Here is a 22,816-nt window from a genome sequence, read left to right on the forward strand (position 1 = left end):
GGACGACGCCATCGCCGCGACCGGGCTCAATCCGGAAACCGGGTCCGGATGGATGGAAGGAATCAGCGTCAAAGCCTGGACAACCTGCGGCTGGAACGGTCCCACACAGAATTCCTGGTACCACTTCGGCGTGCTGTTTTCGATTCGATTCACCCTCGACGAAGTTCGGCACAACATCGCATTTCAGGATTTCAAAGACGTCAGCTTAGGGGGCAGGACGGCCCTCGAATTCGGACTCACATCTATGGATCCAGACGAAGGCTGTGGAACCAGCTTCGACACCACCGAAGGAGTTGTGATGCTCACGGTCGAGGCTCTCGGAACCGGCCCGCCCCAGGGTGACCCGTGTGAATTAGTTCGGCGACACACCATCGAACTTTCGCAATACTTCCCGCCGTCGATCTAGCTGAATGGAATCGAAATGGCTTCAAATTCTCCGATCGAATACTGGAACGGTCTCGCCACCGCAGCCGACGAGGGGCATCTGTTCCTCGATCCCACAGCCGCACGACAGTGCGACAAGGCATGCAACGAATATTTATGGACACTCGAAAAAAACAAGATCGACGCCCGTGCCCTGGAAAAGGTCGAGGGGTTCGGTCCCTTCGATTCCGGAATCGCACTTGCCCGCAAATTCTCCCAGAAGGCCTTGGGCGGCCCGAACAATCTAGTGGACGTCCTGCAAAGCCATATCGACGTCGTCACCGCGATGCAAGCAGTGTTCCGAAAATTCTTCGTAGCCGCAGAGGACATCGACCAGCAGAACGCGACATCGATCGGTCAGAACGGACCGCGGTAACCGAGCTCATGTAAGTTTCGCCCGCTGGCTTCCCTGCTGACTCGAACCACGTTGCGACGAAATCCGGATGACCGTCGCCGCAACCCTTGCTCAATTGACGGAACCGAATTCGGAATCCATGCGTCTAACCTAACGACGAGTCCAACGGATGGGGGTCCGATGCAGCGCCGATGGCTACCACTTCTAGCGGTGGCCTCCGTCCTCACAGCCTGCAGCCAACCGGTGGAGGGAGTAGCCGTCGCAGGGGTGCCAGGGCAGGCAGAGCAATTCGAACCCTGCAGCATCCCGGACGACGCCATCGCCGCGACCGGGCTCAATCCGGAAACCGGGTCCGGATGGATGGAAGGAATGAGCGCCAAGGCTTGGACGGTCTGTGGGTGGGACGGCCCGACACAAAATCCCTGGTACCACTTCGACGTCATGTTCTCGGTTCGTTTCACCCTCGACGACGTTCGCCGCAACCCTGCGTTTCAAAATTTCAAGGACGTCAGCATGGGGGGAAAACCCGCCCTCGAATATGTGTTTGTGAACCGGTCGCCGGAAGGAAGCTGCGGAACGAGCTTCGACACCACCGAAGGCGTCGTGATGCTCTCGGTCGACGCAGTCGGAACTGCCCCGCCTCGGGGTGACCCGTGCGAAGTACTCCATCGACACACGACCGAACTTCGACAGTACTTCCCACCCTCGATTAATTGAAGGATCGCAATGGCCTTGAAATCTCCGATCGACTATTGGAACAGCCTCGCAATCGCGGCTGATGATGGGGACCTGTTCCTCGATCCCGCCGCCGCACAACATTGCGACAAGGCATGTACCGAGTATCTGTCGACGCTCGAGCGAAATAAGACCGCAGCTCATCGGTTGGAAAACATGGAGGGCATGGGTACTTTCGAGTCCGGAATCGCACTTGCCCGCAAATTCTCACAGAAGGCAGTGGGCGGCCCGAACAATCTAGTGGACGTCCTGCAAAGCCATATCGACGTCGTCACGGCGATGCAAGCAGTGTTCCGAAAATTCTTCGTAGCCGCAGAGGACGTCGACCAGCAGAACACGGCATCGATCGGCCAAGACGGACCGAGGTAGCCGACACTCTCGTTCCCGCCTCACTACGCCGGGAATCGCTGGCTACCAGGCGTTTACGTGCAGAACAGTCTCGATAGGATCGCGCGGTGCAACCTTGAAGGTCTCACCCGTGTAGTAGGCCGTCGGAATCAGCGCACCCTGATGAAATCCCTCCGGAATTCCGAGAATCTCGGCTACCTCTGCTTCACGCGCGAGATGTATTGTGGTCCAAGCAGTTCCGAGTCCACGCGCACGCGCAGCCAGGGCATAGTTCCACACGGCCGGCAACAATGAACCCCATAGTCCGGCCTGATTGCCGCTGGGGAGATTCTTACCTGCCTTGATGCAGGGGATCAACAGCACAGGCACTTCACCCATGTGCTCACCGAGCCACCCGGCACTGTCTCCGACACGCTTCTGGATCGGACCTCGTTCTGGGTCATCGGCGAAAAGAGCATTCGCCGAGTGTTTGGACGCCTGATATTCGGCGAACAGTTCTCCGTAGATCGCGCCGATCTGTGAACGCAGGTCTGGATCGGTGACCACCACCCACTGCCAGCCCTGCTGGTTCGATCCGGACGGACCTTGCAACGCAATCTCGAGACACTCCTTGATCAAGTCCAACGGCACCGGCCGCGTCAGGTCCAGGCGCTTGCGGACGGTACGCGTCGTGGTCAGCAGTTCGTCGGGTGTCAGGTCGAGAGTCGGGTACGAAGTCATCCATCGATCATGCCCCAGAGCCTGGGTGTCCAGCATTCGCACGACCGGTGAGCCGGACCACCGGAGGCTGCAGTCACCACCGTCGCGGAGCTCGTATCCGCCCAAGCACCGGGGCCGTTCACACCCACAGACAGCCGAAGGCAAAGATGAGCGAGGTGACCCTGTGGATAATTGCAGCCGGAGTCGAGCTTGCCGCGATAATAGCGCTCGGTGTCCTCCTCATCGTCTCGCGTCGGAAGCATCAGGAAACTCGACGCGCACTCGAACGTGCCCAGCGTGAGGTGTCGCCTCGCCGGCGGCGACGTGGCGTTGCCCCGTTCGCGATCAGGAGGGCCTTCCACACGGCGGACTCGCTGATCAACAAGGGCATCGGCGCGACCGTGCGCAACTCCGTCGAAGACCTCGCGGGCTGGGCCAAAGTCGAACGCCCCGAACTTGCCAGAATGACTGCCGACGGCGATATCGTCGTCCTCTTCTCCGACATCGAAGGATCCACCGCGCGCAACGAGGAGTTGGGTGATCGAGGCTGGGTGAAGCTGCTCGAGAAACACAACAAGCTCATCCGCAAGCAGGTGGAAGACCACGGCGGCCACGTGGTGAAGTGCCAGGGCGACGGTTACATGATTGCGTTCTCCGACCCGGCCCAGGCCGTGCGATGCGGAATCCGAGTGCAACAGGTTCTGCACAAGAACCCAGAGCGCTGGGACAACATCCGGGTACGCATGGGGATACATGTCGGCAGCTCGGTACGGCGCGGTGACGACCTCTTCGGTCTCAATGTGGCCATGGCCGCACGGGTGGCGGGCCAGGCCGAAGGCGGCGAAATACTTGTCAGCGAGACGGTTCAAGAAGCAATCGACACGGTGCACGATATTTCGCTCGGCACACCGCGCGAGGTCGAACTCAAGGGCATGAAGGGCGCCTTTCAGCTGTACCCGGTCGAGCTACCCACACGGCCCTTGACTACTGATTCTGTCCAGCAAGTGAATTGACCAATATCGCCTGCCGGCTTTGTCCTGGAATTCGCGTCTGCATTACTGCGGCCGCGTCCATCGCCCGTCCTCGCGTCGCCATAGTGTCGGCTTGTCCTCGATAGTGGTGACAGTGCGATCGAGCCACCATGTTGCATCTGGATCCCAACCACCGAGGACGGTGGCACCATCACTGTCCGACAATGGAATTGCGAGTCCGGGAGTAGTGAGATAGCCGTGGATGCTGAGATGAACAGCGTCGTAGTCTCCGGCCACAGCAACCCAATCCGGGATGACCCACTGGCGATACTCACCTGTGGTTTCGAACCAATCCGATCGTTTGGATTCCGGCACTGCCAACGGATACGAGTCGACCAGTCGCGCCCAATCCGTCGGGTTGCTGATCTCGTACATCCTTGGTTCGCCGACAACGTGAACCGGCCACACTCGCGCTTCTCCCCCACCGGACGAATCCTCTTCCAACATCAATTCCAACGCACCCAACCCCTCCCTGGCGCGGGTAGTCGACAACGCACTGCTCGGTGACGGAATCGACCACCACTCCCCACCAACCCGAGAGTCCGGGCGTTCGACACGATCCAGGCGGTACCGTTCTTCCATCGCCACGACGTGTTCACGCCACACATCGAGGCCGGTGGACAGCGGCCGATAAGGCAACGTCGACTCGGGCCACCCGTCATTCGACCACGGATGGACCACCAAGCGCTGATTGTCGAGATCCACCGGATCGGACCACCAGTAGGCATGCGGCGAATTCAGCACTGCGACGGCGATCGGCCGCAGAGCGTTCACTATGTGCGGGCGGGCGAACATCACGTCCTCCTCATCCGGCGGTTGCCAGTAACGGGCCCAATCCGTCGCGAAGGAGAGAGCATCGAGTAAATCGAACTCGGACAGTTGCGCGATCAGTCGAACATCGACGCCTTCGATCACCTCACGAACGTCCTCGGGTGACGATGGCCTGCAGTAGTAACCCTCGGGATCGTCGGTACTGCACTTGTAGGCGACATTCGCGCAGAAGAAGCGGCCCCGAGGTGACGCGAGAACAGATTCGACCACATCCATGGTGTCCAAAGTATCGGACCGATTCCGGCTGGACGGGGCGATCGACAACGGATGCCGGCCGCGGTCGAAAATCACGCGTCGCCAACAAAACTTTGAGCGTCAAGCATTCACCGCGGAAAAAAGATTCAGCAAAAATCTAGCGTTCTCGGCACACTGCCCAGTCGAAGTCGAAGAGCTCTCATACCCCGATGCGCTCGGCCAGTCACGCTATGCTTCGGCCATGGGTAAGTTCAAGGATGCAGTAGAAGGACTATTCAAGCGGAAGAAGGCCATTCCCGATCCCGCGCCCAAGCAGCTCGATCGTTGGGCCGACGAGGGTGGAGCGCTTCTGCCTGAGCCACCGAGAGATCCTGGCACTCGATAAATGTAAAGAGAACGTAACCGAGCGGTCGGTCGAATCCTTGGTCTCAATGGCTAGGGTCGAAAGTTCCTGCAAAGAAACACGAGGTTGATCAATGCAACTGGTTCCATCGGACACGGAGAAGTTGCTCCTCAGTGTGGCGGGGATGGTGGCCCGCGACCGACGTGAACGAGGCGTCGTCCTGAACTACCCGGAGGCGACAGCACTGCTGTCCTGCTGGGTAATGGAGCGAGCCCGCGAGGGTAAACGCGTCGCCGAACTGATGACCGAGGGCAGGAATGTGCTCAGCCGGGAAGAGGTCATGGAAGGCGTCCCGGAGATGATCGGTGCCATTCAGGTAGAAGCGACTTTTCCCGACGGTCGCAAGCTGGTCACCATCACGGATCCGATCCAATGATCCCCGGCGAATTTCGCTTACGCCCCGAGGCTGTGGAACTCAATGCCGGCCGGGAGTGCCGCACACTCCTGGTGGTCAACGCCGGAGACCGGCCCATACAGGTCGGCTCGCATGTGCATCTACCCGATGCAAACTCGGCCTTACAGTTCGACCGTGACCAAGCCGAGGGTTTCCGTCTCGACCTGCCGGCAGGCACGTCGGTACGACTCGAACCGGGGGTGAGCCGGATGGTCGACCTCGTAGCCTTGGGCGGCCGCAAACGCGTACCGGGCCTCCAGATCAAGACCGATACCAACGCTCCGTCGCCGAAAGAGAAGTCATGAGTTGGATCGATCGCCTCAAGTACGTCCAGCTGTACGGTCCGACGACGGGTGACCAGATCCGGTTGGCCGACACCGACCTGTGGATCGAGGTTGCCGAGGATCGCACCGTCGGAGGCGACGAAGCTACGTTCGGCGGAGGCAAGACCATCCGCGAATCCATGGGCCAAGGCTCTTCGATACGTTCCGAGGGTGCGCTCGACGTCGTGATCACGAACGCGATCGTTCTCGATCACTGGGGCATAGTCCGTGCCGACGTCGGAATCCGCGACGGTCGAATAGTCGCCGTCGCCAAGGCAGGCAACTCCGACATCATGGATGGGATCCGCCCCGACATGCAGATCGGTCCCGCTACCGATGTCATCTCAGGAGAAGGAAAAATACTCACCGCGGGAGCCGTCGACACGCACGTGCACTTTCTCAGTGAAATCGAGATGCGTGAGGCGCTGGCGACCGGAACGACAACGGTCATCGGCGGCGGTACCGGGCCCACCGAGGGATCGAAGGCGACCACCGTCACCGGCGGGGCGTGGGCGCTCACGATGATGCATCGAGCGCTCGACCACATCCCGCTCAACGTCATCCTCTTCGGCAAGGGCAGCACCGTGTCGCAGGGAGCATTGCGTGAAGACGCACTGGCAGGTGCCGGCGGATACAAAATCCACGAGGATTGGGGCGCAACTCCGGCCGCGATCGACGCATCGCTGCGCGCCGCCGAGGAGTTCGGTCTCCAGGTCGCACTGCACGCTGACAGCCTCAACGAGACCGGGTATGTCCAAAGCACTCTCGACGCTATCGCCGGACGCGGCATCCACGCGTTCCATTCCGAAGGCGCCGGCGGTGGCCACGCCCCCGACATCATCACTGTGGTCAGCGAGCCGAATGTGATTCCCGCGTCGACCAATCCGACGCTCCCGTACACCGTCAATACCGTCGACGAGCATCTCGACATGCTCATGGTCGTTCACCATCTCAATCCGAAGGTGCCCGAGGACCTGGCATTTGCGGAGTCTCGAATTCGGGCCTCGACGATGGCTGCAGAAGACATTTTGCAGGACATGGGCGCAATGTCGATCACCTCGTCCGACGCGCAGGCAATGGGTCGGATCGGCGAAGTAATTTGCCGCACTTGGCAAGTGGCTCACGTGATGAAGAACCGTCGCGGTTCACTGGGTTCCTCCGAACCTGCCGACAACGAGCGGGCACGCCGCTATGTAGCGAAGTACACCATCTGCCCCGCCGTCGCGCACGGTATCGATCACGAGATCGGATCGGTGGAGAGCGGCAAGATGGCGGACCTCGTGCTGTGGGATCCGGCGTTCTTCGGGATTCGCCCATGGGCGGTCATCAAATCCGGGGCGATCGTCGCAGCGCCGCTCGGCGACCCGAACGGTGCCGTACCGAATCCGCAGCCGGTCCTGACTCGCCCGACGTTGCCGGCTGAGGCTGCCTCCGCCGCACACCTGGCAACGACTTTCGTCTCGCAGGCAGCACTCGACGACGGACTGGCCGACCGGCTGGGACTGACCCGAAAGTTGGCCGCTGTCCGCCCGACTCGCGATATCGGCAAAGCGTCCATGCCCAACAACACGACGCTGCCGAAACTCGACATCGACCCGGAGACGTTCGCGATTTCCATCGACGGCGAACTGGTTCGGCCGAAGCCGGTGGATGTCGTGCCGCTCGCGCAGCGTTACACGATGTTCTAGAAGAATCGATGACCGGTCATATCGGAGCGCTCCTCCTCGGCGACGCGCGGTTGCCCACCGGCGGACACATCTATTCGGGTGGTTTGGAGCCAGCTCTAGCGGCGGGCATGCCGCCCGAGCGGGTTCCGGACTATATACGAGCGCGGTGCCGGACGGTCGCGACAGTCGAGGCGTCGGCTGCCGTATTGGCTTATCGTGCAGCACAATCCGACGACCCGTCGAGAATCGAATCGGTTCACGATGCTCTTCTCGCCCGGACCACGAGCGAACCGCTACGCAACGTCTCGGGAATGCTCGGGCGCGGACTGGTCCGGATGGCACTGAGACTGTGGCCAGATCATCCTGCGGTCACTGCGCTGGTGGCCATCGATCGCGCACCGATGCGTCCCGTCGCCCTGGGCACCGTCGCAGCGGTCATGGGTATCGGCGAGGCGGCCGTTGCTCGCGTCTGTTTCTACGACGACATCCAAACAGTTGCCTCGGCAACGCTGAAACTTGCGCCCATCGATCCCGTCGACCCGGTGGCGTGGGTACTTTCTCTCGAACCACTGATCGACACATTGGTGGAGAACGTGCTCGCCGTCGAATCCGTCGACGACATGCTCGCCGCCACCGCACCGGAAGCCGAGCAGTGGTCACTGAACCACGCTGGTAGAACAAGGAGAATTTTCATTGCCTGACAAGACCGAACAGACCAACAGCGCCGGTGCTCCACCGCGGCGTGCTTTGCGACTCGGCATCGCAGGCCCCGTCGGCACCGGCAAGAGTACTTTGATCGCCACTATCTGCCGTGCTCTCGCCGACGAGATGGAAATCGCCGTCGTCACCAACGACATCTACACCGACGAGGACGCCCGACTTCTCCGCTCGGCCGGTGTGCTTCCCGTCGAACGCATCCACGCCGTCGAGACCGGTGCATGTCCGCACACTGCGATCCGCGACGACATCACCCCCAACCTCCTTGCGGTCGAGGATCTCGAAGCCGAGTTCGCACCACTCGATCTGGTGATCGTCGAGAGTGGCGGTGACAACCTCACCGCGACGTTCAGCCCCGCTCTCGTGGACGCCCAGATCTTCTGCCTCGACGTCGCAGGAGGTGGCGACGTCGCCCGCAAGGGTGGCCCCGGCATCGAACGCGCAGACCTGCTGCTCGTGAACAAAGTGGACCTCGCCCCGTACGTGCGCGTCGACGTCGAGCAGATGGTGGCCGACGCAAAGGAAGCTCGGGATGGGCTTCCAGTGTTGGCGTTGAGCTGGGACGACTCCGACGCGATCGCCAGACTCGCGCAATGGGTACGTCAGATCCTCGAAGATCACAGGAACGGCCGACACGTGCCCCGCGATCCGGGTCCGATGGCGCCGCACAGTCACTCCGACGGCACGCAGCACAGTCATACGTGACCGAAACGGTTACGACGAAGGTCCATGTGGAGTTGGTGCATGGGCGGGCGCGATTCACCGAAATGCGCTCTGGCACCTTCCTTCGCGCGCAACCGCTGCACGTCGACGGACCGGTTGCGCGGTTGGCACTGATCGGCAGCTACGCGATGCTCCTGGCGGGAGACGATCTCCGACTCGACATCCACGTCGGCCCTGGAGTGTGGCTCGAACTCGTCGAACCGTCCGGCACGGTGGCCTATCATGCACAAGGCGGTTCGGCGTCGTGGTCAGCGTCTATCCGGGTCGATGAGGATGCGCAGTTGGTATGGCGCTCTGCTCCGTTCGTTGTGACCGCCGGAGCCAACGTGCGAAGGCATACCCAGATCGGCCTCGGCGACGGCGCCCGCGCCCTGATCTCGGAAACACTCGTCCTCGGACGCACCTACGAGGACGGCGGCGGGCCCCTACGTTCGACGATGCGAGTTGATCACGTAGGCAAGCCCCTGTTGGTTGAGGACCTCGATCTGCGTGACACTGCGCATCGCGACCTCCCCGGGGTTCTCGGCAGCAATCGCACGATGGCGTCGGTGCTACTCGTCGGAGCACGGCCCGGAGCAGCCGAGGGCGTGCACGAGACGCGGCTGGCAGGCTCCGGTGCTCTTGCGCGTGCGTTGGCTCCGCAAGCGCACGAAGCGCAGGCCGCCGTCGACATCTCGTGGGACCGCTGGTCGAAGAAGTACCTCGATCCGGCGGACCACCGTCGGACGTCGGAAATCATTGCCCCGTAGCCGTTTTCGCCGGCACACTCCGTCGATTCAGAATGAGCGTGCCGGCCATGGGTCAAAACTGATCGATACAGGTCCGATCCGATCGACACAAGTCCGATCCGATCGATACAGGGGTCCATTCATACGATTGCGTCGTATGAATGGACCATTGAAGCGATAGAAACTACTGCTGCGCAGCCGCCAACGCGTCGTTGAACGTCTTGCTCGGCCGCATGACGGCAGCGGTGGCTTCGGGATCCGGGTAGTAGTAACCACCGATCTCGACGGCCTTGCCCTGCGCGTCGTTCAATTCCTTGACGATCCTTTCTTCGTTGTCCGCCAACGACTTTGCCAATCCGGCGAAGTGCTTCGCCAGTTCTGCATCCTCGGTCTGCTCGGCGAGCTCCTGCGCCCAGTACAGCGCGAGATAGAACTGGCTGCCACGGTTGTCGAGTTCGCCGGTCTTCCGCGAGGGCCCCTTGCTGTTCTCGAGCAACTTGCCTGTCGCCGCATCCAGAGCCTTGCCCAGAACAGTTGCCTTGCCGCCGGTCTTGCTACCCAGATCTTCCAGGCTGACGGCCAAGGCCAGGTACTCACCGAGCGAGTCCCACCGCAGGTGATTCTCTTCGAGAAGCTGCTTGACGTGCTTCGGCGCCGAGCCACCTGCACCGGTTTCGTACAATCCGCCACCTGCCATCAGTGGAACGATGGAGAGCATCTTCGCGCTGGTGCCCAATTCGAGGATCGGGAACAGGTCGGTGAGGTAATCGCGCAGAATGTTGCCCGTCGCGGAGATGGTGTCGAGCCCGCGGACCAGACGCTCCATCGTGTAGCGGATCGCGCGAACCTGCGACATGATCTGGATGTCCAGACCCTCGGTGTCATGGTCCTTCAGGTACGTACGCACCTTGGCGATCAGTTCGTTTTCGTGCGGGCGGTACGGATCGAGCCAGAAGACCACCGGCATTCCCGATTCGCGGGCGCGTCGCACAGCCAGCGCGACCCAGTCCTGGATCGGTGCGTCCTTGACGATGCACAGGCGCCAGATGTCGCCCTCTTCCACGGTCTGGGTCAGCAGTACCTCACCGGTGGCGATATCGGTGATGTTGGCGATGCCGGCCTTCGGTGTCTCGAAAGTCTTGTCGTGCGAGCCGTATTCCTCGGCCTGCTGCGCCATCAGTCCGACGTTGGGGACGGTGCCCATCGTCGTCGGATCGAACGCGCCGTTCGTCTTACAGAAGTTCACCATCTCCTGGTAGATACGCGCGAACGTGGACTCGGGGTTGACTGCCTTGGTGTCCTTGGGACGCCCATCGGCACCCCACATCTTGCCGCCGGCCCGGATCATCGCGGGCATCGATGCGTCGACGATGACGTCACTGGGAGAGTGGAAGTTCGAGATTCCGCGTGCCGAATCCACCATGGCCAGTTCCGGCCGATGCTCATGGCACTTGTGCAGATCCTCGATGATCTCGTCACGTGTGGAGGCGGGAAGCGTCTCGATCTTGCTGTACAGATCGGACAGGCCGTTGTTGACGTTGACGCCGAGCTCTTCGAACAGGTCGCCATGCTTGGCGAATGCGTCTTTGTAGAAGACACGGACAGCGTGTCCGAACACGATGGGGTGCGAGACCCTCATCATGGTGGCCTTCACATGCAACGAAAGCATGACGCCGGTTTCGTAGGCGTCCTGCATCTGCTCTTCGTAGAAGTCGAGCAAGGCCTTCTTGCTCATGAACATGGAGTCGATGACGTCGCCGTCCTTGAGCGATACCTTCGGCTTGAGGACGATCGACTCGCCGTCGGCGGTCAGGAGTTCCATCTTCACTTCACGATCGCCGTCGACGACCGTGGACTTTTCGCCATGGTAGAAATCGCCGCTGCGCATGTGAGCCACGTGGGTGCGCGAGGCCATCGACCATTCGGTCATGCTGTGCGGGTGCTTGCGGGCATATTCCTTCACTGCCTTCGGCGCGCGGCGGTCGGAGTTACCTTCGCGGAGAACGGGGTTGACCGCACTGCCGAGGCACTTCGTGTAGCGATCACGAATGATCTTCTCTTCGTCGGTCTTCGGATTCCCCGGGAAGTCCGGGATCGCGAAACCCTTGTCCTGAAGCTCTTTCACGGCCGCGATCAGCTGTGGCACCGAAGCGCTGATATTCGGCAGCTTGATGATGTTGGTGTCGGGCAGTTGCGTCAGGCGACCCAGTTCGGCCAGGTTGTCCGGCACCTTCTGATCCTCGGAGAGGTAATCGGGGAACTCGGCAAGGATGCGGTTGGCCACGGAGATATCGCTCGATGCAACGTCGATGTCGGCCGCACTGGCAAACGCACGCACGACCGGCAGAAACGCATGCGTCGCAAGCATCGGCGCCTCGTCGGTCAGGGTGTATATGATGGTCGGCTGTTTCGCAGTCATGTTTCGCCTTTGCCTCAGTTTTCAACGTCGTCTTTTGGATACGTCCCCCCAACTTTAAGCTTTCGATCCGGCGCCGTGCGGAGCAGTAGCGGGATACGACCCCTACTGACCGGTAGCATCTCGCCGCCGCAGCCGAAATGTCGGCACCGCCGATCAGGTGCAGCAATGGGGGTCGAGCACCACACGCAGCGCGTCGAGCGCCTCGGTACGCGCGGAGTAGTAGACATTCATGCCCCGACGGACAGCAACGACCATGCCTGCCTTCTTGAGCTGGCCGAGATGATGGCTGACCGTCGACTCGGCCAGCCCTATCGTTGCAGCGAGATCGCACGTGCAGATCTCCCCCGCAGGGTCGGTCAGTAGAACCGACAGCAACTTCAGGCGCGCAGGATCCGCGAGCGCCTTCAACCGCACCGCCAATTCGAGGGCCTCACTGTCGGCCATCGGCTGTGCAGAGACTGGCGCACAGCAGAGTGGGGCCGTGGCATCGATCAGCGGCAGCGTCTTGGGCATGCACACCAGGTTACTACCTTCTTGACTTATGTCGAATCCGCGCGCATTGTGGTCGAGCAAGTAATTCGACATACGTCTCACAGGTGGAGGTACTCCAAATGTCACGCGCCCAACTCGCCCTCAACGTCGACGATCTCGATCAGGCGGTCACGTTCTACACCAAACTCTTCGGAACCACCCCGGCGAAGGTCAAGCCGGGCTATGCCAACTTCGTCATCGCAGACCCACCACTCAAACTTGTTCTCATCGAAAACGTCGGACAGGGAGGAACTTTGAACCACCTGGGCATCGAAGTCGAGTCCTCGACTCAGGTTCACGACGAGATTGCCCGGTTGACCGGCGAAGGACTGTTCACCGACGAAGAGATCGGCACCACGTGCTGTTTCGCGACACAGGACAAAGTCTGGGTCAGCGGTCCCGCCGGTGAACGCTGGGAGGTCTATACCGTCCTCGCCGACTCGGACACTTTCGGAACCAGTCCGTCGTTGCCGAACGAATCGAACACCGATGGGCCTACGTGTTGCGGCGGAGACTCATCGGCGGGCGCGACGGCATCGACACCCGCCTGCTGCTGACCGCGAACCGATCTCGACCCAGGATGATTCAGCCTTTTCTGAATACAGATTTGGATGTACCGTGACGGCGTGGACCTACTGACCCATATTTCCGTGCTGTCACGCTTCGGGCACGCCCTCTCCGACGAGACGCGCACGCGAGTGTTGCTCGCGCTCAAGACCGAGCCGCGGTATCCGGCCGAACTTGCCGATTCACTAGGCGTGACCCGCCAAAAACTGTCCAACCACCTCGCCTGTCTTCGCGGATGCGGCCTGGTAGTGGCAGTTCCCGACGGCCGAAGGACTCGATACGAGTTGGCAGACGCCAACATCGGCCGTGTCCTCGACGACTTGCTCGCCGTCGTACTCGCCGTGGATCCGACGTGTTGTCCCAACTCCGACGTCGACGGATGCTGCTGATGTCCGCAGAACTGGGAATGCCTTTTCCCACAGCCTCTCCATCGGCCCAACGCCGTGCGGTGCTGGGCCGTCGCATCCGATATTTCATTGGTGCCACGATCACCTACAACGTCGTCGAAGCTGCGGTCGCCCTCATCGAGGGCGCGCGAGTATCCTCCACCGCGTTGATCGGTTTCGGCTTGGACTCGATCATCGAGGTCTCGTCCGCCGCAGCAGTGGCATGGCAATTCTCGGCCACGAACCCGGAGTCCCGGGAGAAGATCGCGCTCCGCATCATCGCCTTCTCGTTCTTCGCACTCGCTGCCTATGTGGCGATGGACGCGTTGCACGCACTGTTCGGATCGGAAGAGGCGACACACTCGACGGTCGGTATCACTCTGACCGCCGTGAGTCTGGCCGTCATGCCCGTTCTGTCTTGGGCACAGCGTCGGGCCGGCCGCGAGTTGGGATCGGCAACTGCTGTCGCCGATTCCAAACAGACGCTCCTGTGCACGTACCTCTCGGCCGTCGTGCTCGTCGGCCTACTCTTCAACAGTTTCTTCGGGTGGTCGTGGGCCGACCCCATTGCTGCCCTCGTCGTCGCAGGTCTCGCAGTCAAGGAAGGCCTCGGCGCGTGGAAGGGCGATATCTGCTGCGCAACACCCATATCTGGCCGACTCACCACCGACGAGACCGACTGCGAGTGCTGCGACTGACGGGATTCGTGCCGAGATGCTCGAGAGCCGAAATGCCTATCCGTGTCGGGCATTCTGACCAGGACGTGCCGATCGTTACCCGTTCGTGTCAAGACCAGCAAATACACGCATTGGTCAGGCAATTCGACGCATGCCAGCGGTCGTGGAACCCGAAGATGCGACCCCAATGACCCGATGTGCAACCTGTGAGCGTGTTAAGTTTCGTCAACCGAAGAACATTCAAAGGGTCGGCAAATATGCGCGAAATCAGCCGCGCCGCTTCCCGCCGGGGAACTCATCGGCGGTAGTGGCCGCTGTATCCGTGTCGTTGCCGAACGGTGATCGGAAGGCCTCGCAACATGGCACGAACAGTGCTTCACGACATTTCGAACAGAAGGCTCGTAGCAACGCTTGCCGGAGTCTCACTAGCCGCCGCCTCGCTCGTCGGCTGCACGTCGACCGACTCCACCAGCAGCGAAGATCGACTTCAGTCCCTGCAGGACAAGGGAACGATCACAGTCGGATTCGCGGGCGAGGCCCCGTACAGCTTCGAAGAGAACGGTCAGCTGACGGGCGCCACCGTCGCTCTGCACCGCGAGATCTTCGGCAACCTCGGTATCGACAACGTCGAAGGCGTCAATGCCGACTTCGGCGCACTCATTCCAGGCTTGCAGGCCAACAGATTCGATGTGGTCAGCGCCGGAATGTCGATCCTCCCCCAGCGTTGTGAGCAGGCAGCCTTCGGAGATCCCGAGTTCAATTACACGACGGCATTGATGGTCCCTGCCGGAAACCCGGCCAATCTGACGGACATGCAGTCGGTCAAGGACAGCGGCCTGAAGCTGTCGACGATGACCGGCGCAGTCGAGTCCGATTACGCGGCGGCCCTCGATATCCCGTCCACCCAGGTCGCCACCCCGCAGGACGGGATGGATGCGGTGACTTCCGGTCGCGCAGATGTCTTCGCGCTCACCGCGATCTCACTGAACTGGATGAAGACGAACAATCCAGACGCTCCCGTGGACGTCACCGAGTCCTTCGTCGCCGTCATCGATGGCAAGCCTCAGGTCGGCGCAGGCGCAACGGTGTTCCGCACCGATGACACCGAACTCCTCGCCGCGTACAACGAAGAGCTCGCGAAGATCACCTCGGACCCCGCCAAGTACCTCTCCATCGTCGGCGAATACGGATTCACGGCGGAAGAATTGCCGGACCCCTCGCTGACCACCGCGCAACTCTGCGAGGCGGACTCCTGATCGCAGGCCGAGTAATCCGATCGTGAAAGACAACATCGAGACCTTCCTGGATTCGTGGCCACGAATCCAGGAAGGCATCACCACCACCGTTCTCCTGACGCTCGGCGGGGCAGCATTGGCCTTCGTTCTTGCCTTGATTCTCGGACTTGCCGCAGGCAGTCGACTCAAGTCGGTTCGAGCTCCCGCACGTGTGATCGTCGAATTCTTCCGTGGCACATCACTTTTAGTCCAGTTGTTCTGGCTCTTCTACGTTCTGCCGCTGTTCGGCTACCAGCTGGATGCGACATTCTGCGCGATCCTCGCACTCGGTCTCAACTACGGCGCCTACGGCGCTGAAGTCGTCCGGGGTTCGATCGCAGCCGTTCCGGCACCGCAATGGGAAGCCGCGCTCGCGCTGAACTTCTCATCGACCCAACGGCTTCGCAGAGTTGTCTTTCCACAGGCGTGGGTACAGATGCTCCCGCCGCTGACGAACCTTCTGATTCAACTACTCAAAGGTAGTGCGCTCGCGAGCTTCGTTCTCCTGCAAGATCTCACGTACCAGATCGAACAACTCAGACGAGGCACCGGCGACACCCTTTTCGCCTTCGGAATCGGGCTCGTTCTGTACTTCATCATCGCCTACATCCTGACCTTGCTGATGAACGTTCTCGAAGTGCGCGCAAAGGGAAAGCTCGGCACCGGACCTTCGCTGCGTGAAGTGCTGAGCCTGCGGCCGGAGAACATCAACGAGAATGTGGGGGTGGGCCGATGAGCGTGCAATGGAGTTGGGAACGAGCATGGGACTCGATCCCCTACCTGCTCGAAGGATTCAAGATCACGGTCCTCGCTACCGTAATCGGTTTTTTCGTGGCGGCGACCCTCGGACTGCTCATTGCTGTCGTCCGCCACGCGGCACCCAAGTTCGTGACGGTGCCGCTACGCATGATGTCGGAATTCATCCGCCTCACGCCCTTGGTGGTGCAGCTGCTGTTCGCCTACTACCTGCTACCGCAATTCTCTGCCTTGCAGATCGGTATCGCCGTGCTCGGCATCCACTACTCGACCTACATGGCCGAGGTCTATCGAGCCGGCATCGACGCAGTGCCACCGGGCCAATGGGAAGCAGCGCGCGCATTGTCGCTGCCGACCACACGCACGTGGCGCGGCGTTGTGCTCCCCCAAGCAATTCGCATCACAATCCCGGCCCTTGGCAATTACGCAATCTCGATGTTCAAGGACACGCCGTTCTTGTTCGCGATCACCGTCGTCGAAATGGTCACAGCTGCTCAACAATACGGAGCGCGAACCTTCCAGTATCTGGAGCCGATCACGATGGCCGGTGTGATCTTCCTGATCGCGAGCTACCCGACGTCGATCCTCATCAGAAGACTGGAGAAGAGACTTGCCTACTGACGGCACGCAGACCATGATCTCGTTCGACAAGGTCGTCAAACAATTCGGCAGTCACGTCGTGTTGGACCACTTGGACTTTCGCGTCGCACGTGGCGAGCGCGTCGCCCTGATCGGCCCCAGCGGATCCGGAAAGACCACGATCCTCCGCCTTCTCATGACTATCGAGAAAGTCAACGAAGGCGTCATCTGGATCGAGGATCAACCGCTGAGTCACCAATACAAAGGTGACAAGCTCGTCGTCGCCTCCGAGAAGCACCTCCGATCCGTGCGCACCAAGATCGGCATGGTGTTCCAGCAATTCAATCTCTTCCCCAACATGACCGTGCTGGAAAACATCACCGAAGCACCGATCCACGTTCTCGGGAAGAGCAAAGCCGACGCGATCGCGCGGGCACGCGAACTACTCGAAACAGTGGGCCTCGCGGACAAGGAAAACAGTCATCCCACCAAGCTGTCGGGCGGTCAGCAACAGCGCGTCGCCATCGCCCGTGCACTCGCGATGGATCCTGACATCCTGCTTCTCGACGAGGTGACCTCGGCACTCGATCCCGAGTTGGTCGCCGACGTTCTCGACGTGCTGCGCAACATCGCCGAAACAACGGACATCACGATGCTCATCGTGACCCATGAGATGGGCTTCGCACGTGACGTCGCGGATCGCGTACTCGTCTTCGACAACGGAAGAATCCTCGAAGAAGGCACACCCGAGGACATCTTCACGAACCCGAAGCAGGAGCGAACAAAGGCATTCCTCAAGGCAGTGCTCTCCAACTGACACAGCAGGGCTCTCTAGGTGCTCGCGCATCGAGGAACCATTAACGCCGAGTTAACAATTGACCAAAGAGCCCTAAAAATTCAACCGACGCGCCTACCCTCGAAACATGAATTCCTCCGCGGAAGTTCCTGCCGGCTACAACACTCCCGTCCCTGACCGGATCATGACACCCGACAGCGTCGATACGCGGCTCGGGACTCTCGAGTTCGCCGACGGCTTCCCCAGCGAGGAGACTGCGGCGAAGGTATTCGATAATCTCGACTTCTCGCGTGCGGTAGAGGTGTTTTTGCAGTGCATCCCGGCGGCCTCGATGGAGGGCATGCGCCGTGGCGCGATGGAAGTGGGTTGCGTTGCCGCCCACAAGGTCGCACTCGCTGACCAGTTGTTGGATTCCAACCCACTGTTCTTGACGGGCAACACCGACACCGTCTACGCGTTGGCGATGCTCGATCTCGACCGCGACGGCCCAACCGTTGTGGAAGTTCCGCCAGGGTGCGGGCCGGGCACCGTCAACGACGCCTGGTTCAGATTCGTAACGGATATGGGCGCGCCCGGTCCCGACCGCGGAGCTGGCGGCCGCTATCTACTGGTCCCCACCGGATATGCCGGTGAGCGTCCTGACGGGTACCACGTGGCCGAGTCTCCGAGCAGCGTCAATCTGCTCGCGCTGCGGGGATTTCTCGTCGACGGCAAAACCGACGCAGCGAAGGCCATGTTCGAGGACGGGGTCAAGATCTATCCGTTGTCGGCTGCCGACGATCAGCCGAAGATGGAATTCACCTCCATCTCCGGCAAGACTTTCAACACGATCCACGCCAACGATAGCGACTTCTACGAAGAGCTCGCAGCTGTGATCACGCGCGAGCCGATCGGGATGATCGATCCCGAGACTCGGGGCCTGCTCGCTTCGATCGGCATTCACAAGGATCTGCCATTCGATCCCGACGAGCGGATGCGCGGCATACTTCGCGACGGCGCTGCGGTCGGCAATGCCACTGCTCGCGCAATCTGCTTCAAGACGAGGGATACTCGCGCGTACTACTACGCGGATAGGAAGTGGAAGACCGGCTTCGTGGGCGGCGACTATCGGTGGCTCGACGGAGATGGCCGAGGGGGACGCAACTTCGACGCACGGACGCTTTTTTTCTACCAGGCGACGTTGAATACGCCGGCGATGGCGCTGGAGATGGTCGGTGTCGGTTCCCAGTACGCGGTCTCCGAGCACGACGCCTCGGGCGAATACCTGAGCGGGAACAACACTTACCGGCTCATACTTCCGGCGGGCATTCCAGCCAAGGATTTCTGGTCGCTGGTCGTCTACGACCCCCAGACCCGCTCGGAGCTGCAGACCGGCCAGCCGTTTCCAAGCCGGAGCAGCGAGAAGAACAAGGACGAGCTCACGTACAACAGCGACGGCTCGATCGATCTGACTTTCGGTTCCGAGCCACCGAGTGAGCGCCGGGGCAATTGGATCGAGACGGTGCCCGGCAAAAGCTGGTACGCCATCCTTCGTTTGTACGGTCCCCTCGAGCCCTGGTTCGACAAGACCTGGGTCCCAACCGATATCGAGCGCCTTTGATTTGTGCCTTCATTCGACACGATCCGGTCTTCCCAAATTGTGTTGGTGTACCGTCGGCTCGCAATCGGTGGAATCTTCTGATCGGGGACTCCGCTGCGGACGGTGCCGGCTAGGACAGTGCGGTGCGAGGCGTGAGAGTGTCGGCCGATGGTACCGCGAGGCGTGATAGTGCCTTCACGGTCGGGCTGCCGAGCATGTTCAGTAGCAGCATTGCGTCGTAGTCGGGGGTTCCGGGTTCGGCCTGGTACACGACCAAACGCTGATCGGCACCGGCGACGTCGAGCACCTCGTAGTTCAGTTCCATTCGTCCCACCTTCGGATGGTCGAACAGTTTGCGTCCGGCGGAAAGGCTACGGACGTCGTGTAGCCGCCACATTCGGGGGAACTCCTCGCTCTTGGTGTCCAACTCGGCGATGAGTTCTGCCAGCTCGCGGTCGTTCGGGGCGATCCCCGCCATCGCCCGTAGATGCGCGACCGCGCCATGCGCGATCGCGTTCCAGTTGACGAACAGTGTTCTCGCCGTGGGGTGCAGGAAGATATAACGGATGGTGTTCCACCGTGGTGCGGGCCACTGGTCGATCCCCGCCAGGAGGGCGGTGCCGGCGGGGTTCGACGCGAGCAGATCATTGGTCCTCGAAAGCACGTATGCGGGTGCGGCACCGACGGTGTCGAGTAACTGGCGCACGGCGGGTCGGACCTGACGCGTGGGGGTGGAGGCCGTCCGCGCTCGTCGGGGTTTTCCGGCGTGGGCGGCGAGGCGGAAGAGGTGCTCGCGTTCCTCGACACCGAGGAGCAGTGTCCTGGCCAGCGCTTCGAGGACCGCCTCGCTCGGGTTCCGTTCGCGCCCCTGCTCGAGACGGGTGTAGTAGTCCACGCTGACGCCGGCGATTGCAGCCACCTCTTCGCGGCGCAGTCCGGCGGTTCGGCGAGCCCCTGTCCCGGGGGGCAGCCCGAGGTCCGATGGTTGTACCCGGGCCCTGCGTGAGCGCAGAAAGGTGCTGATCTCTGTCTGGGCCATGCCGCCATGGTGTCAGCGCAAGTACGAGCGCGGCAACCGCGCTGCCTGGGTGTGTGACTCCCAGGAACGCCGCTCCCCCGGTGATGTGCGTCCTGGTTGCCCCACCGATCTCGAGCAAAAGTCAATCTCGTTCCATCCACCAAGACGACGACGACGCGATAAGGATAGACATGACATCGACTTCTTCGTTCGATACGCAAGATCAGCACAGTCTCGGACGCCGGCTACTCGGCGACCGGGTAGGTGCACTGGGGCTGGGCTGCATGGGTATGAGCGAGTTCTACGGCCGCGCCGACGACACGCAATCCATCCGAGTCATCCATAGCGCCCTGGACGGCGGTGTGAGCGTGCTCGATACCGCGGACATGTACGGCGACGGCCACAACGAGGAACTCGTCGGCCGCGCACTGCGCGCCCGCCGCGATGAGGCGTTCGTGGCAACCAAGTTCGGCATCCGCCGTGACGGCGAACACCGGTGGCACGACGCAAGCCCCGACTATGCACGTTCGGCGTGTGATGCCAGCCTGCGACGGCTCGAAGTCGACACGATCGACCTGTACTACCTGCATCGCCTTGACGAGCACACCCCGATCGAAGACACGATCGGCGCGTTGGCCGACCTGGTACATGCAGGCAAGGTGCGTTACCTCGGACTGTCCGAGGTCAGCGCACAGATCCTGCGCCGCGCGCACGCCATACACCCGATCACTGCGCTGCAGAGCGAATTCTCGCTGTGGACCCGCGATGTGATCACCGACGGTGTGCTCGCCGCCGCGCGGGAACTCGACACCAGATTGGTGGCATATTCCCCGCTGGGTCGCGGCATGCTGACCGGCGAGATCGCTGCACTCGACAATCTTGCCGCCGACGACGTCCGCCGGGTCATGCCCCGATTCGCCGACGGCAACCTCGGTACCAACCTCGCCCTGCTCAATTATTTACGCGCGGTGGCCGAGCAGCACGACGCCACCGCCGGTCAGATCGCGTTGGCCTGGGTCCTCGCCCAAGGCGAGGACGTGATCCCCATCCCGGGCACCAAACGACTCGACTACCTGGCCCAGAACTTGGCCGCCGCCGCGATCTCGCTGTCCGCCGAGCAACTCGAGGCGCTGGATGCAGCATTTCGCCCGGACAACGTTCAGGGCGCTCGGTACCCGGCCACGACGTTGCCAGACACCCGCTCGGCCCGCGGAGACGCATCGACATGACTGGTCCCGATCAACACGTCCCGAGCGAGCGTGAACGCCGCGGACGCGAGGTGATGCGCAGCATCGGCATCGACCCCGACGCCGTCATCGCCTCGGTGGCACCAGTGGACGAGCGATTCGGGCATTCCATCGTCGAGTACGCCTTCGGTGAGATCATCGCCCGCCCCGAACTGGACCTTCGTACCCGGCAGGGCAATCTCAAGTGGTCGTTGCAACACAGCTCCTGACCTGAGGAGATGTCGAGCAGATGCCACGACGTGTTGTCCCGAATCGCGCAGAAGTAGTCGCTAAGTTCCATGCCATGCGAGATTCGGGTGCTTCAGTGATCCACGCGTCGGCCGCTGCCGGCGTCAGCCGCACCACCGGCAAGCGGTGGATAGATCAGAAGGCAGGAATCGTCCGCGGGGCCAAACGGGTCCGGCCCGAACCCAGCGGACGATTCCTCTCGCAAGCCGAACGAGAGGAAATCGCGATCGGCACCGCGATGGGACTAACCCAGACCGATATCGCCGACCTGATCGGACGTCACAAGTCCGTCGTCTCCCGCGAACTCAAACGCAACACCAACCTTGGCGGCACCTACCGATCAGTGTCCGCACACCAGCGAGCGGACACACGCGCCCGCCGACCCAAGGCCGCGAAACTCGCCGACCGCAACAGTGAGCTCCGCACAGAAGTCGTCCGCAGACTCCGCAAAAAGTGGTCACCACAACAGATCTCGGCGACACTGAAGATCGACTACCCCGATCGACCGGAGATGCACGTGTCGCACGAAACGATCTACAACGCCATCTACGTCCAAGCCAAAGGCGAACTCAAAGCCGAAGTCGCCGATGCACTACGGACCGGGCGGGCGCATCGCCGCAAACACGGCCGGGTACCCAGCAACGCTCATCACATCCCCGACAAAACGCTGATCTCCGAACGACCCGACGACGTCGAAGACCGCACAGTACCCGGGCACTGGGAAGGCGACCTGATCCTCGGTGCCGGCAACAAATCGGCGATCGGCACCCTCGTCGAGCGCACGTCACGGTTCACCATGCTGCTCCACCTGCCGCACTCGCACAATCTCGACGCCGTCCGAGACGCGATGATCGAGGCAATCCGGTCGATGCCTGCGGTACTCAAACAGTCGGTGACCTGGGATCAAGGTCTCGAAATGCGTCGGCATGCAGAAATCACTATGGCCACCGACATGGCAATCTACTTCTGCGACCCCCACAGTCCCTGGCAGCGCGGAACGAACGAAAACACCAACGGACTCCTGCGGCAATACTTCAAAAAAGGCACCGACCTGTCCGTGCACACCGCCGAACGACTCCAAGCGGTCGCCGCTGAACTCAACGACCGCCCCCGGAAAACACTAGGCTGGAAATCACCAGCAAAAGTGATCAACGAGTTAGTCGTTGCAACAACCACTTGAAACCGCC

General features: G+C 61.4%; 28 protein-coding genes. 23 read left to right on the forward strand and 5 right to left on the reverse strand.

Going from position 1 to position 22,816, the window contains the following annotated elements:
- From BJI47_RS01890 to BJI47_RS01905, 4 genes are all read left to right on the forward strand, one after another.
- Positions 1–406: DUF3558 domain-containing protein (locus tag BJI47_RS01890; protein ID WP_088942128.1), on the forward strand; the 406-nt coding region annotated here is incomplete at its 5' end.
- Positions 407–421: 15 nt separating this feature from the next.
- Positions 422–799: a hypothetical protein gene (locus tag BJI47_RS01895; RefSeq protein ID WP_088942129.1), complete on the forward strand. Its 378-nt coding sequence runs from the start codon at positions 422–424 to the stop codon at positions 797–799.
- A 159-nt stretch (positions 800–958) separates the two neighbouring features.
- On the forward strand, positions 959–1,495 hold the full coding sequence (locus BJI47_RS01900; RefSeq protein WP_088942130.1) for a DUF3558 domain-containing protein: 537 nt from the start codon (positions 959–961) through the stop codon (positions 1,493–1,495).
- A 9-nt stretch (positions 1,496–1,504) separates the two neighbouring features.
- On the forward strand, positions 1,505–1,882 hold the full coding sequence (locus BJI47_RS01905) for a hypothetical protein (RefSeq protein WP_088942131.1): 378 nt from the start codon (positions 1,505–1,507) through the stop codon (positions 1,880–1,882).
- Between the two features lie 42 nt (positions 1,883–1,924).
- On the opposite strand, the gene BJI47_RS01910 is transcribed toward BJI47_RS01905, so the two are convergent.
- Positions 1,925–2,581 (reverse strand): nitroreductase family protein, encoded by a 657-nt coding sequence (locus BJI47_RS01910; protein WP_088942151.1) that lies wholly within the window; start codon positions 2,579–2,581, stop codon positions 1,925–1,927.
- Between the two features lie 146 nt (positions 2,582–2,727).
- Between BJI47_RS01910 and BJI47_RS01915 the strand changes: the two genes are divergently transcribed.
- Positions 2,728–3,573 (forward strand): adenylate/guanylate cyclase domain-containing protein, encoded by an 846-nt coding sequence (locus BJI47_RS01915; protein ID WP_176224629.1) that lies wholly within the window; start codon positions 2,728–2,730, stop codon positions 3,571–3,573.
- A 42-nt stretch (positions 3,574–3,615) separates the two neighbouring features.
- Here BJI47_RS01915 and BJI47_RS01920 read toward each other — a convergent pair whose 3' ends face one another.
- Complete coding sequence (locus BJI47_RS01920; protein ID WP_088942132.1) at positions 3,616–4,638, reverse strand: hypothetical protein; 1,023 nt, start codon at positions 4,636–4,638, stop codon at positions 3,616–3,618.
- A 220-nt stretch (positions 4,639–4,858) separates the two neighbouring features.
- Between BJI47_RS01920 and BJI47_RS23970 the strand changes: the two genes are divergently transcribed.
- The 7 genes from BJI47_RS23970 (at position 4,859) to BJI47_RS01955 (ending at position 9,593) form a co-directional block, all read left to right on the forward strand.
- On the forward strand, positions 4,859–5,002 hold the full coding sequence (locus BJI47_RS23970) for a hypothetical protein (RefSeq protein ID WP_176224630.1): 144 nt from the start codon (positions 4,859–4,861) through the stop codon (positions 5,000–5,002).
- Positions 5,003–5,093: 91 nt separating this feature from the next.
- Positions 5,094–5,396, forward strand: a complete 303-nt coding sequence (locus BJI47_RS01930) for an urease subunit gamma (RefSeq protein WP_088942134.1) — start codon at positions 5,094–5,096, stop codon at positions 5,394–5,396.
- Positions 5,393–5,719, forward strand: coding sequence for an urease subunit beta (locus BJI47_RS01935; RefSeq protein ID WP_088942135.1), 327 nt, complete (start codon positions 5,393–5,395; stop codon positions 5,717–5,719). The genes BJI47_RS01930 and BJI47_RS01935 overlap by 4 nt, the downstream gene beginning before the upstream one ends.
- The gene (locus tag BJI47_RS01940) at positions 5,716–7,425 is read left to right on the forward strand and encodes an urease subunit alpha (protein WP_088942136.1); all 1,710 of its coding nucleotides are present in this window, start codon (positions 5,716–5,718) and stop codon (positions 7,423–7,425) included. The genes BJI47_RS01935 and BJI47_RS01940 overlap by 4 nt, the downstream gene beginning before the upstream one ends.
- Positions 7,426–7,433: 8 nt before the next feature.
- Positions 7,434–8,105 carry an urease accessory protein UreF gene (locus BJI47_RS01945; protein WP_088942137.1) on the forward strand — a complete coding sequence of 224 codons (672 nt, stop codon included), beginning with the start codon at positions 7,434–7,436 and terminating at the stop codon, positions 8,103–8,105.
- The gene (gene ureG, locus BJI47_RS01950; protein ID WP_088942138.1) at positions 8,098–8,826 is read left to right on the forward strand and encodes an urease accessory protein UreG; all 729 of its coding nucleotides are present in this window, start codon (positions 8,098–8,100) and stop codon (positions 8,824–8,826) included. Before BJI47_RS01945 ends, ureG begins: the two co-directional genes overlap by 8 nt.
- Positions 8,823–9,593: an urease accessory protein UreD gene (locus tag BJI47_RS01955; RefSeq protein WP_088942139.1), complete on the forward strand. Its 771-nt coding sequence runs from the start codon at positions 8,823–8,825 to the stop codon at positions 9,591–9,593. The genes ureG and BJI47_RS01955 overlap by 4 nt, the downstream gene beginning before the upstream one ends.
- Before the next feature lie 163 nt (positions 9,594–9,756).
- Here BJI47_RS01955 and BJI47_RS01960 read toward each other — a convergent pair whose 3' ends face one another.
- Together BJI47_RS01960 and BJI47_RS01965 are read right to left on the reverse strand one after the other, a co-directional pair.
- Positions 9,757–11,991: an NADP-dependent isocitrate dehydrogenase gene (locus tag BJI47_RS01960; RefSeq protein ID WP_088942140.1), complete on the reverse strand. Its 2,235-nt coding sequence runs from the start codon at positions 11,989–11,991 to the stop codon at positions 9,757–9,759.
- Positions 11,992–12,144: 153 nt separating this feature from the next.
- Entirely contained in the window at positions 12,145–12,504 is a 360-nt protein-coding gene (locus tag BJI47_RS01965) for an Rv2640c family ArsR-like transcriptional regulator (RefSeq protein ID WP_088942141.1), read from the reverse strand.
- 98 nt (positions 12,505–12,602) lie between these two features.
- Here BJI47_RS01965 and BJI47_RS01970 point away from each other — a divergent pair, with 98 nt between their 5' ends.
- The 8 genes from BJI47_RS01970 (at position 12,603) to BJI47_RS02005 (ending at position 19,157) form a co-directional block, all read left to right on the forward strand.
- Entirely contained in the window at positions 12,603–13,079 is a 477-nt protein-coding gene (locus tag BJI47_RS01970) for an ArsI/CadI family heavy metal resistance metalloenzyme (protein ID WP_088942142.1), read from the forward strand.
- A 54-nt stretch (positions 13,080–13,133) separates the two neighbouring features.
- Positions 13,134–13,478 carry a helix-turn-helix transcriptional regulator gene (locus BJI47_RS01975; protein WP_088942143.1) on the forward strand — a complete coding sequence of 115 codons (345 nt, stop codon included), beginning with the start codon at positions 13,134–13,136 and terminating at the stop codon, positions 13,476–13,478.
- Positions 13,478–14,173: a cation diffusion facilitator family transporter gene (locus BJI47_RS01980; RefSeq protein ID WP_088942153.1), complete on the forward strand. Its 696-nt coding sequence runs from the start codon at positions 13,478–13,480 to the stop codon at positions 14,171–14,173. Before BJI47_RS01975 ends, BJI47_RS01980 begins: the two co-directional genes overlap by 1 nt.
- Before the next feature lie 338 nt (positions 14,174–14,511).
- On the forward strand, positions 14,512–15,408 hold the full coding sequence (locus BJI47_RS01985; protein ID WP_088942144.1) for an ectoine/hydroxyectoine ABC transporter substrate-binding protein EhuB: 897 nt from the start codon (positions 14,512–14,514) through the stop codon (positions 15,406–15,408).
- 22 nt (positions 15,409–15,430) lie between these two features.
- Positions 15,431–16,162 carry an ectoine/hydroxyectoine ABC transporter permease subunit EhuC gene (ehuC, locus tag BJI47_RS01990; RefSeq protein WP_088942145.1) on the forward strand — a complete coding sequence of 244 codons (732 nt, stop codon included), beginning with the start codon at positions 15,431–15,433 and terminating at the stop codon, positions 16,160–16,162.
- Positions 16,159–16,803 carry an ectoine/hydroxyectoine ABC transporter permease subunit EhuD gene (gene ehuD, locus BJI47_RS01995; protein ID WP_088942146.1) on the forward strand — a complete coding sequence of 215 codons (645 nt, stop codon included), beginning with the start codon at positions 16,159–16,161 and terminating at the stop codon, positions 16,801–16,803. Before ehuC ends, ehuD begins: the two co-directional genes overlap by 4 nt.
- A gap of 13 nt (positions 16,804–16,816) precedes the next feature.
- The gene (gene ehuA / locus BJI47_RS02000; protein WP_088942154.1) at positions 16,817–17,578 is read left to right on the forward strand and encodes an ectoine/hydroxyectoine ABC transporter ATP-binding protein EhuA; all 762 of its coding nucleotides are present in this window, start codon (positions 16,817–16,819) and stop codon (positions 17,576–17,578) included.
- Between the two features lie 106 nt (positions 17,579–17,684).
- Complete coding sequence (locus BJI47_RS02005; RefSeq protein ID WP_088942147.1) at positions 17,685–19,157, forward strand: DUF1254 domain-containing protein; 1,473 nt, start codon at positions 17,685–17,687, stop codon at positions 19,155–19,157.
- A 109-nt stretch (positions 19,158–19,266) separates the two neighbouring features.
- Here the strand turns inward: BJI47_RS02005 and BJI47_RS02010 are convergent, their stop codons facing one another.
- Positions 19,267–20,175 carry a helix-turn-helix transcriptional regulator gene (locus BJI47_RS02010; protein WP_088942148.1) on the reverse strand — a complete coding sequence of 303 codons (909 nt, stop codon included), beginning with the start codon at positions 20,173–20,175 and terminating at the stop codon, positions 19,267–19,269.
- Positions 20,176–20,345: 170 nt separating this feature from the next.
- On the opposite strand from BJI47_RS02010, the gene BJI47_RS02015 reads away from it, so the two are divergent.
- Genes BJI47_RS02015 through BJI47_RS02025 form a run of 3 tightly spaced genes read left to right on the forward strand, consistent with a single transcriptional unit; the run spans position 20,346 to position 22,809 of the window.
- The gene (locus BJI47_RS02015; protein ID WP_088942149.1) at positions 20,346–21,383 is read left to right on the forward strand and encodes an aldo/keto reductase; all 1,038 of its coding nucleotides are present in this window, start codon (positions 20,346–20,348) and stop codon (positions 21,381–21,383) included.
- Positions 21,380–21,610 carry a hypothetical protein gene (locus BJI47_RS02020; RefSeq protein WP_088942150.1) on the forward strand — a complete coding sequence of 77 codons (231 nt, stop codon included), beginning with the start codon at positions 21,380–21,382 and terminating at the stop codon, positions 21,608–21,610. The genes BJI47_RS02015 and BJI47_RS02020 overlap by 4 nt, the downstream gene beginning before the upstream one ends.
- A gap of 20 nt (positions 21,611–21,630) precedes the next feature.
- Positions 21,631–22,809, forward strand: coding sequence for an IS30 family transposase (locus BJI47_RS02025; RefSeq protein ID WP_217808487.1), 1,179 nt, complete (start codon positions 21,631–21,633; stop codon positions 22,807–22,809).
- Positions 22,810–22,816: the final 7 nt, after the last annotated feature.

Origin of the sequence: Rhodococcus sp. 1168 (assembly GCF_002091955.1) — a bacterium.
GTDB lineage: Bacteria > Actinomycetota > Actinomycetes > Mycobacteriales > Mycobacteriaceae > Rhodococcoides.